At 66.3% G+C, this 13,525-nt stretch carries 17 protein-coding genes and 1 tRNA gene; 14 read left to right on the forward strand and 4 right to left on the reverse strand.

The features are described 5' to 3' along the window. Positions 1-44: 44 nt before the first annotated feature. On the reverse strand, positions 45-209 hold the full coding sequence (locus OHT01_RS22935; protein ID WP_328555002.1) for a hypothetical protein: 165 nt from the start codon (positions 207-209) through the stop codon (positions 45-47). 580 nt (positions 210-789) lie between these two features. Between OHT01_RS22935 and OHT01_RS22940 the strand changes: the two genes are divergently transcribed. Continuing rightward, the gene (locus OHT01_RS22940; RefSeq protein WP_328555003.1) at positions 790-3,009 is read left to right on the forward strand and encodes an AAA family ATPase; all 2,220 of its coding nucleotides are present in this window, start codon (positions 790-792) and stop codon (positions 3,007-3,009) included. Between the two features lie 238 nt (positions 3,010-3,247). Here the strand turns inward: OHT01_RS22940 and OHT01_RS22945 are convergent, their stop codons facing one another. After that, positions 3,248-3,712 carry an NUDIX hydrolase gene (locus OHT01_RS22945; RefSeq protein WP_328555004.1) on the reverse strand — a complete coding sequence of 155 codons (465 nt, stop codon included), beginning with the start codon at positions 3,710-3,712 and terminating at the stop codon, positions 3,248-3,250. Between the two features lie 18 nt (positions 3,713-3,730). Between OHT01_RS22945 and OHT01_RS22950 the strand changes: the two genes are divergently transcribed. The 12 genes from OHT01_RS22950 to OHT01_RS23005 all read left to right on the forward strand — a co-directional run bounded on the left by OHT01_RS22950 (position 3,731) and on the right by OHT01_RS23005 (position 11,128). Next, positions 3,731-4,510: a GntR family transcriptional regulator gene (locus tag OHT01_RS22950; RefSeq protein ID WP_328555005.1), complete on the forward strand. Its 780-nt coding sequence runs from the start codon at positions 3,731-3,733 to the stop codon at positions 4,508-4,510. A gap of 138 nt (positions 4,511-4,648) precedes the next feature. Next, positions 4,649-5,005, forward strand: coding sequence for an SCO3933 family regulatory protein (locus tag OHT01_RS22955; protein WP_266614483.1), 357 nt, complete (start codon positions 4,649-4,651; stop codon positions 5,003-5,005). Positions 5,006-5,019: 14 nt separating this feature from the next. Further along, positions 5,020-6,363 carry an FtsK/SpoIIIE domain-containing protein gene (locus tag OHT01_RS22960; RefSeq protein ID WP_328558225.1) on the forward strand — a complete coding sequence of 448 codons (1,344 nt, stop codon included), beginning with the start codon at positions 5,020-5,022 and terminating at the stop codon, positions 6,361-6,363. Positions 6,364-6,446: 83 nt separating this feature from the next. Then, positions 6,447-6,650 (forward strand): hypothetical protein, encoded by a 204-nt coding sequence (locus tag OHT01_RS22965; protein WP_328555006.1) that lies wholly within the window; start codon positions 6,447-6,449, stop codon positions 6,648-6,650. Beyond that, complete coding sequence (locus OHT01_RS22970) at positions 6,650-7,363, forward strand: DUF2637 domain-containing protein (RefSeq protein WP_328555007.1); 714 nt, start codon at positions 6,650-6,652, stop codon at positions 7,361-7,363. The genes OHT01_RS22965 and OHT01_RS22970 overlap by 1 nt, the downstream gene beginning before the upstream one ends. A gap of 18 nt (positions 7,364-7,381) precedes the next feature. Further along, positions 7,382-7,567 carry a hypothetical protein gene (locus tag OHT01_RS22975; protein ID WP_328555008.1) on the forward strand — a complete coding sequence of 62 codons (186 nt, stop codon included), beginning with the start codon at positions 7,382-7,384 and terminating at the stop codon, positions 7,565-7,567. A 6-nt stretch (positions 7,568-7,573) separates the two neighbouring features. After that, the gene (locus tag OHT01_RS22980; RefSeq protein ID WP_326785254.1) at positions 7,574-7,765 is read left to right on the forward strand and encodes a mobile element transfer protein; all 192 of its coding nucleotides are present in this window, start codon (positions 7,574-7,576) and stop codon (positions 7,763-7,765) included. Positions 7,766-7,776: 11 nt separating this feature from the next. Further along, complete coding sequence (locus tag OHT01_RS22985) at positions 7,777-7,932, forward strand: hypothetical protein (protein ID WP_328555009.1); 156 nt, start codon at positions 7,777-7,779, stop codon at positions 7,930-7,932. Between the two features lie 23 nt (positions 7,933-7,955). Next, positions 7,956-8,273 (forward strand): SpdD-like protein, encoded by a 318-nt coding sequence (locus OHT01_RS22990; protein WP_328555010.1) that lies wholly within the window; start codon positions 7,956-7,958, stop codon positions 8,271-8,273. A 91-nt stretch (positions 8,274-8,364) separates the two neighbouring features. Then, a complete protein-coding gene (gene repSA / locus OHT01_RS22995; protein ID WP_328555011.1) occupies positions 8,365-9,786 on the forward strand; it encodes a replication initiator protein RepSA in 1,422 nt (473 codons plus the stop codon). Continuing rightward, a complete protein-coding gene (locus tag OHT01_RS23000) occupies positions 9,783-9,971 on the forward strand; it encodes a helix-turn-helix domain-containing protein (RefSeq protein WP_266614465.1) in 189 nt (62 codons plus the stop codon). The genes repSA and OHT01_RS23000 overlap by 4 nt, the downstream gene beginning before the upstream one ends. Further along, positions 9,971-11,128: a tyrosine-type recombinase/integrase gene (locus tag OHT01_RS23005; protein ID WP_328555012.1), complete on the forward strand. Its 1,158-nt coding sequence runs from the start codon at positions 9,971-9,973 to the stop codon at positions 11,126-11,128. The genes OHT01_RS23000 and OHT01_RS23005 overlap by 1 nt, the downstream gene beginning before the upstream one ends. A gap of 68 nt (positions 11,129-11,196) precedes the next feature. Here the strand turns inward: OHT01_RS23005 and OHT01_RS23010 are convergent. Beyond that, positions 11,197-11,272, reverse strand: a tRNA-Arg gene (locus OHT01_RS23010). A gap of 381 nt (positions 11,273-11,653) precedes the next feature. Here OHT01_RS23010 and OHT01_RS23015 point away from each other — a divergent pair. Further along, positions 11,654-12,661 (forward strand): hypothetical protein, encoded by a 1,008-nt coding sequence (locus OHT01_RS23015; RefSeq protein WP_328555013.1) that lies wholly within the window; start codon positions 11,654-11,656, stop codon positions 12,659-12,661. Positions 12,662-12,740: 79 nt separating this feature from the next. Here the strand turns inward: OHT01_RS23015 and OHT01_RS23020 are convergent, their stop codons facing one another. Further along, positions 12,741-13,433: a ScbR family autoregulator-binding transcription factor gene (locus OHT01_RS23020; RefSeq protein WP_328555014.1), complete on the reverse strand. Its 693-nt coding sequence runs from the start codon at positions 13,431-13,433 to the stop codon at positions 12,741-12,743. Positions 13,434-13,525: the final 92 nt, after the last annotated feature.

The raw sequence follows: 13,525 nt of genomic DNA on the forward strand, positions 1-13,525 counted from the left end.
GACGTGATCGCCCAAGCGCCGTCCCCGACCTGTGCAGCCGACTCTCACCGGGTGGTTGTGCCGGCGTGCCCGATGACCTCACCGTGGATACGTGCCCCGAGAACGGACAGTCCCATCCCCTCGGGCATGGCAATGATTTCGGCCAGCGCGACGGCGTTCGGAACTCCGTCGACCCGGATGAAGATGCCGAAGGGCTGACGTCCGATCACCTCTCCCGCGACGGAGCCCCCAGAGGGAGAACTGCAAGCGTCGCCGCCCAAACTTCCTCCGGCGACTGCCCCGGCACGTCGGGGCGGCGTGCTGGCCAGGTGTACTCGTCCATAGGCAGATCATGACCTGCCCAGAAGCCCGCGACCACTGCGTTGTAAGGACGACTGTGGTCGGCGGCGGTGGTGCCCAGGTCACTCCGGCTGTAGCGGCAGCCCACGTCTACAGCACATGTCGACTGCGGCGGCCTGTCATTGACCGTGGTTGACCGCTCTATGTGGCACGACTGTGGCACATGCAGGAGCACCGGCTCTGAGAGGGGCGGACGGCGTCACGGCATCCGCCCCTCTCAAATCGTCACTGGCTGCGGTGCCATCACGGTTCTCTTCCACAGCCCGTCGTACTTATTTCGGTAGACCGCAGCGATGTCGTCCGCCAGGGGCCGGTGGTCTAGGTGGGGCTGCCGACTTGGCACGGGATATCTGGATCATGTGTGGGCGGGACGACTTCTCGGGAACCGGTAGCACTAGATCGACTAGTCAACTAGGATCGCGCACGGACCTAAGGGGAGGGGATTTCAGCATGCGTATTGATTCAGTGCGAATTTCCGAGTTTCGAAGCATCAAGAGCACCCAACTGGGAGCTTGCGGTCAACTGAATGTGTTGATCGGAAAAAATAATTCCGGCAAGTCTAATCTCCTTATTGCAATCAAGAGATTCTTCAGTTTTTTTGATGCCGCTGGCCAGGTTGCCACCGTTGACCCTGAAATGCAGCAGCCTAATGATTGGCATAAAAAGAACGTCCAAGCTGTGATCGACATTTCGGTAACCCTCAAGCTGAGCAACGACGAGAGGGAGGAAATCCGGCAGGCCATTGTGGACGAGACGCCCCAAGTTCGTAACGCTCTCACCAGCGTCGAATTGAGTAATCTGGTCACCGTAGATTTGAGATTCCTCCCCCCGCCCATGTCAATTGGATACGTATCAAAAATCAAGTTCGGCGATGCCGTCGGCGACGACGATGGCGTGATCTTGGCAGTTAGCGAGAAGAGCGGCATAGAAGTTGCCCAAAAAGCTGCATCGGTTGATGATCACACGGGAGAGTGTCAAGTACTTGAATGGGTAATTTCTGAATTTGATGAAGATGATTGGAAGCGCACCAGGGAACGCGGATACGTCATGCCGCAAACAGTACGTAACTCAAGAACCCTTAGTGCGAACCCTCAATCTATGGACATGATTGTGAAGTACGTTCGCAGCGCATCCAGCTATGCCGAATTTAGCATTAACTCCCGAGAGCGTCTTCAACTCCTTAATGCTCGGATCGAAAAGATCCACACCACGCCTTTCGAGTATCCAATTTCCACATTTTCGGGCAACGCGACGAGTGTGCCCGAATACGTAACCTTATTCCTGCGCAAGATTGCCGGGATGAGTGTCCACATGCTTTCTGAGCAAAGGAGTCCGATTGGCCAGGCTGAAGCCAGTCGAATTCTGAAACTTAAGACCAGTCGCGGGCAGGGCGATGTACTGCGGGCAATCCAATCAGTAGTATCTGGTCTTCTCGGTGTGCAAATTGATGCGTTTAGCGCCGATGATCCTCAGTTGGCGCGACGGTCTACGCCGGCAGTGAGGCGTAACGATGGCTTGCCTGCCGAGTTGGACGTCGATGATTTCCTTGTTCAGTTGAATGGTTCGGGAATTCGAGAGGCGCTCCGGCTGATCCTGGATCGTGAATTTGAGCGTCCAGAGGTTCTCCTCGTTGAGGAGCCCGAAGTTCACCTACATCCCGCGCTAGAGATTGCAATTATGCAGTACCTCAAAGAGGTTAGCGAGGACTGCCAGATCTTCCTAACTACGCACTCTACAAATTTCCTGGATGCCGGATCGCTGAGGAATATTTACTTGATCCGGAAGGATCAATCCACCTCCGCCCAGCACATGGATGTCATTGATGCGGAAACTGCTATCCCTGAAGAACTGGGACTCCGGCTCAGTTCGCTATTCATGTTTGACAGATTGGCTTTTGTTGAGGGGCCTTCGGATGAGCAGATTTTGCGCATCTTCGCATCAACCCTTGGCATCAGTTTTGGTCAGGCGGCGCTGGGGTTCGTTACTACCGGTGGCGCTAGAAACTTCACACACTATGCGACGACGGCGACGCTGAGCTTCCTCAAGAAGAGAAATGTTCGCACTGTTTTCATTATCGACCGAGATGAGCGAGACGTCGCTGATGTCGAGTCACTGCAAAAAAGAGTTGAGGATCTTAGTGAATTGGTAGTGTTGCGCAGAAGAGAGCTCGAGAATTATCTGATTTCTCCTGCTGCTCTTGCGCGTTTCATTGCCGGAAAATCTCAAGGTGTGGCTACTCCGTCAGCGGACCAGATCGAATCCGATCTTGACGAGGTTTGTCAGGAGCTATTTCAAACAGCGGTGGAGCGAAGGGTTCTCAAGCGTGCATGTCGTCCAATTATCCCAAAACGAGAAAAGGTGCTGCGCCGTGAAGACGGCTTGGACTTCGAATCTTCCTTGAAGGCTCAGCTCGAAGAATCGCTGAAGGAGATTAAAGAAACATCCGAAGGGGTGGAAGATCTCATCATCAGCGCTAAGGCGGAGGTTCTGTCTGAATGGGAATCGCGTAAGCGGGAAATGATTCCGGGCGATGAGATTCTAGACTCGGTATTTAGGCGCTATGGACTGCGCTTCAATAAGAGGCGGGATGCTATTGAGATCGCCTCTTCGATGCAGCCAGATGAGATCCCAGATGAGATCAAAAAAATCTTGAATGAAATCGTTCGATAGGAACTTAGGTCGGCGGAACGACTTTGGCCAGAACGACGTTGGGGCCATGATCTTCGAGGCTCGCTAAAAGTCGTGGAGCCGACCGCCCCAGCGACAGAGGGTGTCTCCCACTTCACGCCCGCAGCTCGCTAGCGCGCCGCCGGGCGGGGCCGCCGCTGGCGAAGACAGGGCGGCGGCCCCGCCGACAAGGAGGCGCGCGCCCGCGCCCTGCGCGGGCCTTGATGATGGAGAGAAGGTCTTATCCCGCTGGGATGACGTGCTTTCCGTCGTGGCTGCGTACGTGCGGGCCGCTGTCGTCGAGGGCGTCCAGGAGTCTGATGGCGAAAGCCTCCGACATCCGTTCGCTGACCTCGTCAGTCGTGAGCCACGAGACCGCCAGGGATTCGCTTGAGGTGCGTTCGGTGCCGCCCGAGGGCTTGCAGCGGAAGACCAGGGCGACGACTCCGCGGGTCATGTTCTTGTAGACGCCGGTGAGTTCGTCGATCTCGACGTGGATGCCGGTCTCCTCCAGGACCTCGCGGGCGACGCCGGCTTCCGGGGTCTCGTCGAGTTCGAGGATGCCGCCCGGGAGCTCCCAGGTGCCGTTGTCGGCTCGGCGGATGGCCAGGAGGCGGCCGTCCTCGCGCACCACTACTCCGGCTACGGATACGGAGTGCAGGGGGGAGGGTGTCGCTTCCTGTGATTGACTCATGTAAAGGAGCATAGGAGGCAGGGAAGGACTATGGGAACTGCGGCGGGAGGGGTCGGTTCCGGGCCTCGGTACGTACAGATCGCGGACGAGATCGTGCGGCAGATCCGGGCGGGGGTTCTGAAGCCCGGTGACATGGTGCCGAGTGAATCGGAGCTGGTGGAGCGCTACGGCGTCGCCGGCGGGACGATCCGTAAAGCCATGGTCGAGGTGCGGGCGAGTGGGCTGGTCGAGACCCGGCACGGCAAGGGTTCGATCGTGAAGGACCGACCTCCGGTGCGGCACCGTTCCTCCGACCGCTTCCGGCGCTCGCTGCGGCGGGGAGGACAGGCGGCCTACCTCGCGGAGTCCGCGCAGTCCGGTGCCACCGCCAAGGTCAGCGTCCTCTACATCGGCCCCCTGGAGGCGCCCGAGGATGCCGCCGGACGTCTGGGCGTCCCCGTCGGCACGCAGGTGCTGGCCCGTCGGCGTCTCTACTTCCGCAACGGCACGCCGGTCGAGACCGCCACGTCCTACCTGCCCTGGGATGTCGTGAAGGACATCCCCGAGCTGTTCGCCGAGAATCCCGGCGGCGGTGGCATTTACGCCCGACTCGAAGACCACGGGCATGAGTTCGCCGAGTTCGTCGAGACGGTGCAAGCACGGCCGGCCTCCAAGGCGGAGGCTTCGGAGCTGGCGCTGAGCCCGGGCGCGCCGGTGGTTCACCTGATCCGGGAGGCGCGTACGACCGCGGGTCTCGTGGTCGAGGTGTGCGACACCCTCATGGCCGCTGACCAGTTCGTCTTCGAGTACCGGATCCCCGCCGAGGACTGACGTCCACTCAGCATCCCGCAACCCGCCGCGAGTTCCTCTTCGTGGCGGGTTGACTCATGTATAGGAGTGAGGCACTCTTCTTCATGTCACTCCTATACATGAGTGACGGAGTTCGGCATCTATAGAGGAGTGAGTTCTGTGCGTCAGATTCCCGTCGACACCTCCGGCGCGGTCGTGATGGTCGCCAAGTCCCCGCAGGTCAAGGTGCGTGACCGCCGCACCGGTGAGATCGCCACCGACACGGAGACCGGGGCGAGGCTGATGACCGTGGACGTGATGTTCGCGGCGAACGAGGAGGTGGAGATCCTGTCCATCACCGTGCCGGAGCCGGGCATCTCCGGTGAGCTGGCCATGGGCACGCCGGTCGCGCTCACGGGCCTGATCGCCCGGCCCTGGGAGAACGACTTCAACGGCCAGAGGCGGCACGGGATCGCGTTCCGCGCGGTCGCGGTCACCTCGCTCGTCGGTGCTGCCGCAGGGTCCAAGGCGGCCTGATCGTGGCCGACTTCATGGTCGTTCTGGTGCTGGTCGTCGCTGCCGTGGGTCTCCTGCGGTGGCGGCGTCCCGCCTGGTACTGGTTGACCTTCGGGGTCACGCTGGCCGTGTTACGGGTCCTGGTCCGCTACGGCTCGGTCATGGACGCGTGCGGGCTCACCGTCCCGCCCTCGCGCTGGCGGCTCGCCCTGGCCCGTGCCGCCAACCGGCCGATGCCGGAGCCGCGTCCGCCGCGCATCCTGCGGCTGCGGCCGACCCGTACCGGCCTGGTCCTGAGACTCAAGCTTCGCCCCGGGCAGGACGCGTTCGACGTCGCCGCCGCCTCGGACCGGCTCCGGCACTCGTTCTCGATGTACGGCGTGACCTCGCGTGAGCTGCGCTCCGGCGTCGTAGAGGTGCGGATGACCGGCTACGACGTGCTCAAGCGGGTACAGATGCCGGCCGAGACCGACCACCGGCCGATGCGGGTACCGGTCGCCATGCGGGAGGACGGGTCGGTGCACTACCGCGACTACCGGGCCGTACCCCATGCCCTCACCCTCGGCGCCACGGAGTCCGGCAAGTCCGTGTACCAACGCAACCTGGTCGCGGGACTCGCCCCGATGGACGTCGCCCTCGTCGGCATCGACTGCAAGCAAGGGGTCGAACTGTTCCCCCTGGCACGCCGGTTCTCCGCGCTGGCCGACGATCCCGACACCGCCGCGGAAGTGCTCGAAGCGCTCGTGGTCCGGATGGGACACGTCTATCAGCTCATCCGGTCCCAGCAGCGGATCACCTCCGACGTGCCGGACGCGGAGATCGCCGCCGACATCTGGGACCTGCCCGACGACCTGCGCCCAGTCCCGGTCGTGGTCCTGGTCGACGAGGTCGCCGAACTCGCCCTGTACGCAAGCAAGGAGGAGGAGAAGCGCCGGGACCGCATCATCACCGCCCTGGTCCGCCTCGCCCAACTCGGCCGCGCTGCCGGCATCTACCTGGAGATCTGCGGGCAGCGTCTCGGCTCCGAACTCGGCAAGGGCATCACGATGCTCCGCGCCCAGCTCACCGGCCGTACCGCCCACCGCGTCAACGACGAGACCTCGGCCAACATGGCCTTCGGCGACATCTCCCCGGACGCTGTCCTGGCCGCGATCCAGATTCCGGCAGAGACGCGGGGTATCGCCATCGCGGGCGACTCCTCCGGCGGGTGGCATCGCATCCGCGCCCCGCACACCTCGCTCCGCCAGGCCGTGAACATCTGCAACCGGCACGCCGACCGGACCCCGGACCTGCCCGAGCTGGCCCCGTTCCGGCCCGCCCTCCCCAGCACCGCCGCCGAGCCCGTGCCGCTGGTCAAGGCGTCCTCGATCACCGTCTGATCCCTGCCCCACCCTCACGGTCGGCGCGACCGCTTTCGCGCCAAGTCCCTACCCCCGCCATGCCCAAAGAAGGGAGACCCGCCATGTGCCCGAACTGCGAGGACTTCGCCCGGACCGTGCTCCTGCTCGGCCAACTCGCCCTGTACGCCGACATGGCCGGCGCCGACCTCGATTTCGTGGATGCCGTCAGCCTGTCCCTCGCCGTCTCGCTGCCCGAGCCGCCGTCCGGCGTGTTCCCGGACGACTACGACCCCGACGACGGTCCCGCCTATCCGGGCGACGTCTGATGGGCGCCCGTCACGGCCTCCGGGTCGACGCTGTCCTGATTCAGGCCGTGATCGCCGGTGCTCTGTCCTTCGCCCACCTGCACGACCTGGCCGCCGCTGCCGGACAGAACGGCTGGAAGGCATGGGCCTACCCGGTCAGTGTCGACCTGCTCCTTGTCGCCGCCTGGCGGAGGCTGCGCAGTGAGGGACCGTCCCGGCTGGCCTGGTGCTGGTTCGTCGTAGCGCTGTTCGCCTCGCTCGGCGCCAACATCGCCACCGCCGGATTCCTCGACCTGGCCGACCCGCCTGCCCTGCTCCGTCTCGGCATCGCCGGATGGCCTGCCCTCGCCTTCCTGGGCGGCACGCTCCTCGCCCACTCGGCGGCCCCGGAGCCGCAGATGGCACTGCCGACGCCGGTCGCCTCGCCGCGGGACCCCGAGCACTCGGACGAACAACCGTTGCCGGACACCGAACGCGCATCGGTCACGGAAGCCCTGCCCGAGCCTGCTCCGGTCGCTGCCCCCGCCGGGGAAATCGCCACTTCTCCGAGCCCTGCCCCGGCTCTCGTCCCGGCCTCTGCTCCGCCGATCCCGGCCGTCCTGGTCGACCACGCTCGCAAGGTCGCCGACGAGTACCGCGCCCGTACCGGCGCCCCGATCGACCCTGACACCCTCCGCTCCCGCCTCGGCGTCCCGCCCCACCTCGCCGACGCCATCGCCGCCCACCTCAACTGACCGCGAGGGAGAACAGAGATGACCTCCGATCCGGCTGACCTGACCGCGGCCGACTACCTCGACGCGGCACGGGACATGGCTGCGGCCGGACGTTCCTTCCTCGCCCACCTGCTCGCCGAGGAAGCCGCCCGACGCGTCGACGACCCGGTCACCGCCCGGAACATCCGCTCCCGGTACCCCGACCCCACCACCCGAACGGACTGACCCGACGTGCCCGCACGCGACAACTTCCACTCCCTGATGCGGATCGGCCCGGTGCAGATCGGCACCCACCGCGACCGCAACGGCCGCACCACGCACGCCGCCGTCTGCACCGCCGACCGCTGCGGCTGGTCCGCCGACTACTCCAGCCAGACCGCCGCCCAGCTCGCCGCCCGCACCCACCGCTGCACCGTCCGCTGAGGAGACACCCCGTGCAGGTCCCGCTCTGGCTCGCCCTGGTCGCCGTCGGCTACCTCGGCGTCAAGCTCATCCGCCCGCCCTGGTGGCTCATCGCCGTCCTCCTGCTCGGCGGCTACCTCCTCGCCGACAGCGTCCTCGCCCCCGCCATCGACACCGCCGTCAAGTAGCGCACTGCGAAGGAGAACTGCCCATGCTCCGGCCCAAGTTCCCGACCATGCCCCAGCCCACCGGCCTGACCACCCCGCCCGCCGTCATCCAGCCGACCACCATCACCCCGGGCGCCCCGGTCCCGCCGCCGATCCCCGTCGCCCCCGCGCCGTCCCGCCCGGTCGTCCAGCTCACCCCCGGCACCGCGCTCGCGCTCGTGGGCGGTGGAACGGCCGTGGTCCTGGTCGTCGGCGCCGTCCTGGTCTCGCTGCTCCTGGCGGTCGCCATCACGGGGGCATCGGTCGCCGTCTGCGCGGTCGTCCTGCGTTCCCTGCTCGCCTCCGACGCCAAGCGCCGCTGACCGGCCCCCGGGCGGCCTCGATACCGCCAAGCATCCGCCGCCCGGGAGCCGTCCCCGCCGATCGATCTCGCAACCGGAAGGAAGCCCCAGCATGGCCCACCGGGCCTCACCCGCGACCCAGAAGGTGCCCACGCTCGCCCCAACGCTCGACCCGATCACCCTCGGAGACATCTTCCGGGTGGCCTCGGCCTCCGACTACACCCGCTGGGAGGACCAGATCCGCCGCACCGGCGGCTGCGCCGACCCGATCCACCTGACCGGCTGGACTCTCACCAAGGACAAGACCACCGGCGAGACCCTGCACCACTACTCCACCGAGAACGAACCCGGCGGACGCCTGCGCCTCGCGTGCGGCAACCGCCGCGCATCCCGCTGCCCCTCCTGCGCCTGGACGTACGCGGGCGACACCTACCACCTGATCCGCGCCGGCCTCGCCGGGGACGATCGCCGGGACATCCCCGCCACCGTCCGCGATCACCCGCGTGTCTTCGCCACGCTCACGGCTCCCTCGTTCGGCCCGGTCCACAACCGGCCCGATCACGGCGGCACCTGCCGCTGCGGCGCCCGGCACGCGTCCGACGCCCCGGAGCTGGGCACCGCCCTCGATCCGGAGACCTACGACTACGCGGGCGCCGTTCTCTTCAACAACCACGCCGGACAGCTCTGGCAGCGCTTCACTACCCGCCTGCGTCGCGAACTCGCCGCTCGCGCCGGACTGCCCCGCCGCGAACTCGCCGATCACCTGCGCGTCTCGTACGGCAAGGTCGCCGAGTTCCAGAAGCGCGGCGCCCTCCACTTCCACGCCGTCGTACGCCTCGACGGTCCCGAGGGGCCTGGGACACCGCCACCCGCGTGGGCCACGGTCGACCTGCTCACGGAAGCGGTACGTGCCGCCGCCGCGCACTCGTACACGTCCGTCTCGGTTCCGGCCGCTGATGACCAGCCCGCCCGGACCTTCCGGTGGGGAAGACAGCTCGACGTCCGGCCGGTCAAAGCCTTCGGGGACGGCTCCGACATCACGGAACAGGCGGTCGCCTCGTACGTGGCCAAGTACGCGACCAAGGCCGCCGAGAACACCGGGACCCTGGACCGCCGCATCGGTGAACTCGCCGAACTCGAACGCCACCACGTCCCCGACCACACCCGCCGACTCATCACTGCCTGCCGTGACCTGGACGCCCTGTACCCGGACCGGCGCCTCTGGGCCTGGGCGCACATGCTTGGCTTCCGCGGGCACTTCTCGTCCAAGTCGCGCACGTACTCCACCACCCTCGGCGCCATCCGCCAGGAACGCGCCGACTACCGCGCGGCACAGGAGGCATCCGTCCTCGGCCTCGACGACCGCGAGCCGGACACCGTCCTTGTTCTGACCGACTGGCAGTACGCCGGCCACGGCCACACCCCGGGCGAAGCTGCCCTCGCCGCGACCATCGCGCGCGATCTCCAGACCAACCGTGAGACCGCCCGCGACGCCCTACGCGACGAGCTGACCAAGGAGGGAGTCGCAGCATGACCACTGCCACCGCCGAACTCCTGACCGTGCCGGAGGTCATGACCCGGCTCAAGGTCGGGCGCTCCAAGGTCTACGACCTGATCCGGTCGCGCCGCCTCGTCTCGATCAAGATCGACGGGGCGCGTCGAATCCCTGTCGACGCCGTCACGGACTTCGTCCTCGGCCAGATCGAGGAGGCCGCCTGATGGCCCAGCAACGCAAGCGCAACCCGAACGGCGCGGGAACGATCACCAAGCGCAAGGACGGCCGCTTTCAGTGCGCGGTCTACGTACTCCAGCCGGACGGCACGCGGGCCCGTAAGTTCGCCTACGGCAAGACCTGGGCCGAGTGCGACTCGAAGCGCCGCGAGCTGCTCGACAAGGTTGACCAGGGAGTGCCGGTGCCGACCAAGTCGGCCAAGCTCTCTGAGTGGCTGCCGTACTGGCTGGACAACGTCATCAAGCCCCGGCGGAAGCTCAGCACGTACGACAAGTACGAGACGCACGTCCGGCTCTACCTGGTGCCGCTGCTCGGTGCGAAGCGGCTCGAATCTCTCGGCGTCGCCGACGTCCGTCGCTTCCTCGTCCGACTGGAGAAGGACACCACCGCCGCAACTGCCAAGGAATCGCACCGAGTTCTGCGCTCGGCCCTCTCCTCTGCCTGCCGAGAGGAACTGATCGCGCGCAACGTCGCCAAGCTCGTCGAGCCACCTCGCACGGACAACAGGGAGCTGAAGCCCTGGACGCTGGAAGAGACGCTCGATTTCCTCGCCGCCTCCCGCAGAGATCCGCTCTTCGCGGCCTTCGTGCTCGCCATCGCCATGGGGCTCCGGCGGGGCGAGATCATCGGTCTCCGGTGGTCGGATCTCGACCTCGACAACCGGGTCCTATACGTCCGGCAGCAGACGCAGCGCCGTCGCGGTGTCCTCTACGACGACGATCCCAAGAGCCGTCGGCGCCGTGTCGTTCCGCTGCCCGCGCTGTGCATCGCCCCGCTGCGCTGGCACCGGATGCGGCAGGCCGCCGCACGCGCCAAGGCGGGGGAGCAGTGGCACGAGTCCGGCTCCGGCTACGTCTTCACCACCCGCACCGGTCGCCAGGTCGAGCCGCGGAACGTCTACCGCTCCTTCACCCGCATCGCTGAGTCCGCCGGCATCCGCGTCGTCCGGCTCCACGACGCTCGGCACGGCACGGCCACCCTGCTCACCGCGGCCGGGGTCGCGCCCCGAGTGGTGATGGAGATCCTCGGTCACTCTCAGATCAGCATCACCATGGACGTCTACACGCACGTCGTGCAGGACACCCAGCGCGAGGCCATGAGCCACATGGATCGGCTGCTCAGGAAGCGGCCCGGTCGTCAGTGACCGTGCTCGTTGATGTCAATCGTGGATGTCAAAGGCCCCGGACCATGATCGGTCCGGGGCCTTTTCCCTGGTGCCCCCGGCAGGATTCGAACCTGCGACACCCGCTTTAGGAGAGCGGTGCTCTATCCCCTGAGCTACGAAGGCGGGGATCTGTCGGAAGACGTGTCTGAAAGTCTGCCGGGATCGGCGGACCGCTCAGGCTTGTCTGGCGACAGGTCGTGGTGGCAGCCGTGAGGGCGTAGCCACCGCGGCCAGTGTAGCGGGTGGTGGTTGATCCGATGGCGGAGATATGTGCGCATCGGCTCAGGCGGCGAGCGTGTGGGTGATCTTGGCTCGGGAGGCGGAGTTGCTCGGCCAGACGCAGGCGATGTGGATCAGCGGGACCGCGCCGGTCCCGTAGGCGGGGACTCTCATGTGGGGGTAGCTCTGGTCGTGGCGGGAGTGCTGGGACTCGCTGTCCTGGCGGAAGCCCTTGAGGTGGTGGCCTGCGTGGGGATCCGGCGGTAGCTGCAGCAGGTGCTCGGTGTGGTTGAAGGGCAGACGGAGCAGGCGCAGAGAATGGGCAAGGAGAAGCCGACCGCGCTCAAGTCGATCGAGTGGGTGGTGCGAGACCTCGACGTCAAGGGCGCCCCGATCGGCTGCACATGGGTCAGGAGCGGAACCCAGGTCGACAAACTGACGGCCACGTCGCGAAAGGTCATCGTCCAGCTGAAGTACATCGGCAAGGGAAACCGTGCGCACCTTCATGGCAAGTGGGTCGTCTATACCTCCATATTTGAAGGGGTGACCGTGGCACACGAGCATGAGAGCGACAGCGAGGACGATTTCGTCGAGGTCGAATTCATCGAAGACATCTTCGTGACGGACATCGGCCTGACCTGGCTCGCCTCGCGATGGCGCGTGCTGGAGGAGTTCTACCGGGAGCACTTCCCGTCCCTTGCCGACGACCCCGGCCCCGTCACGGTGTGGCTCATGCTCGCGGAGACGTCGCTCGACCAGTTCGACCGCACCAAGGCCGCCCAACTGGGCCAGGACATCCAGCGGCTCCTGCGCTCAGCGCTGCCGGACGAGACGATCCGCACGGTGTGGCTCGCCGCCACTCACGGCGTCCTCGACCCGGACGAGCACGGCATGACGGCCCGCACCTGGCTGCGGCGGATCGAGGAGACGCGGCTGGCCAGCGTGCACCAGGACGATCCGGCGTTCGTCCCTCCACCGCCACAGCCAGTGGTCGACGAGGAACTGCGGCGGGCGGTGATCGAGGTGATCCACACGGTCGCGAAGCCCTTGGCCCTCGCCTCGGAGACGACCCCGTACGGGGTTCCGGCGACCGGCCTGGTCCCCGCGCTGGAGCGGGTTGTCACCGAGGTGTGCGCCGACCTCGGCTACCGGCTGTTCCTGCGCGCGGTGAAGGCCTACTTCGTGTCGGTGCCGGCCGACGGGGACACCTACGGCGAGTTCGTCGCCCTCGGTGAGCGCTTCGGCTACCCGTACTGGGTCGCGCGCGAGGGGCTCAACGACCGTACCGACTGACGCCCGGGCGCGGGGGCGGGGGCGGGCGGACAGACACCACCAGCCCCCGCGTCACGCCCCCGGACCGGGGCCTTGCTCCTCATCCCGGCCGGGGCCCCGTGAGCGCTGGGCGGGTCAGGCGGAGCATGCGGGTCAGCCACTGGTCTCCTGTTTCGCGGAGGGAGTGGGAGTCGACGTGAGGGTGGGGGAGCGGTGAGCTGGAGGTGGGGAGGCGGGGCAGGGCCGTGGTGCCGGTGATCATCGACAGCATCAGGACGGCGGCCGCGCGGACATCCACGTCGGGGAGCAGGGAGCCGTCGCTCCGTGCCCGGCTCAGGGCTCCGTGCAGGGCGCCGAGCCAGTTGAGGTGGCAGTGGAGCGCCGGGTCGTCGGGGGTCCTGATCTCCTGGGCCAGGCGGGCGCCCGCGCGGACGACCATGTCCGTTTCGAGGAGGCCCACGAGGGTGTGGGCCATGGCCGTGGCGATCTCGAAGGCCGGAGTCTCGCGCCGCGCCAGCTCCACGAGCGCGGCGCCCGACGTGGCGCAGGCCTCCGCCTGGACCGCACGGGCGAGATCGGACTTGGCCGCGAAGTGGAAGAACAGGGCGCCCTTGGTGACCTGCGCGCGATCACTGATCGCGGACAGGGTGGCGCGCTCGTAACCGGCCTGGTCGAACGTGGTCGAGGCGGCTCGGATCAGGTTGCGCCTGGTTCGCTCGGACCTCTCCTGCCTCACCACGACGCGACCACCCGGACGCTCCTTGTCGTTCGGCTGCTGTCTGTCCTGCCGCAAGCGACGCTAGGAACCTGCTTTTGGGTCTGTCAACGGGGCATGGGCGCGCAGATCATCTTCACGCCAACGTGGTGACTCGTTGCGGTAACTCG

It is taken from the genome of Streptomyces sp. NBC_00358, assembly GCF_036099295.1.
Taxonomy (GTDB): Bacteria; Actinomycetota; Actinomycetes; order Streptomycetales; family Streptomycetaceae; genus Streptomyces.

Coding starts and splice junctions, on each gene's coding strand:
- OHT01_RS22940 (WP_328555003.1), top strand. CDS start 790: ATGCGTATTGATTCAGTGCGAATTTCCGAGTTTCGAAGCATCAAGAGC.
- OHT01_RS22945 (WP_328555004.1), bottom strand. CDS start 3,712: ATGCTCCTTTACATGAGTCAATCACAGGAAGCGACACCCTCCCCCCTG.
- OHT01_RS22950 (WP_328555005.1), top strand. CDS start 3,731: ATGGGAACTGCGGCGGGAGGGGTCGGTTCCGGGCCTCGGTACGTACAG.
- OHT01_RS22960 (WP_328558225.1), top strand. CDS start 5,020: ATGGTCGTTCTGGTGCTGGTCGTCGCTGCCGTGGGTCTCCTGCGGTGG.
- OHT01_RS22965 (WP_328555006.1), top strand. CDS start 6,447: ATGTGCCCGAACTGCGAGGACTTCGCCCGGACCGTGCTCCTGCTCGGC.
- OHT01_RS22970 (WP_328555007.1), top strand. CDS start 6,650: ATGGGCGCCCGTCACGGCCTCCGGGTCGACGCTGTCCTGATTCAGGCC.
- OHT01_RS22975 (WP_328555008.1), top strand. CDS start 7,382: ATGACCTCCGATCCGGCTGACCTGACCGCGGCCGACTACCTCGACGCG.
- OHT01_RS22990 (WP_328555010.1), top strand. CDS start 7,956: ATGCTCCGGCCCAAGTTCCCGACCATGCCCCAGCCCACCGGCCTGACC.
- repSA (WP_328555011.1), top strand. CDS start 8,365: ATGGCCCACCGGGCCTCACCCGCGACCCAGAAGGTGCCCACGCTCGCC.
- OHT01_RS23000 (WP_266614465.1), top strand. CDS start 9,783: ATGACCACTGCCACCGCCGAACTCCTGACCGTGCCGGAGGTCATGACC.
- OHT01_RS23005 (WP_328555012.1), top strand. CDS start 9,971: ATGGCCCAGCAACGCAAGCGCAACCCGAACGGCGCGGGAACGATCACC.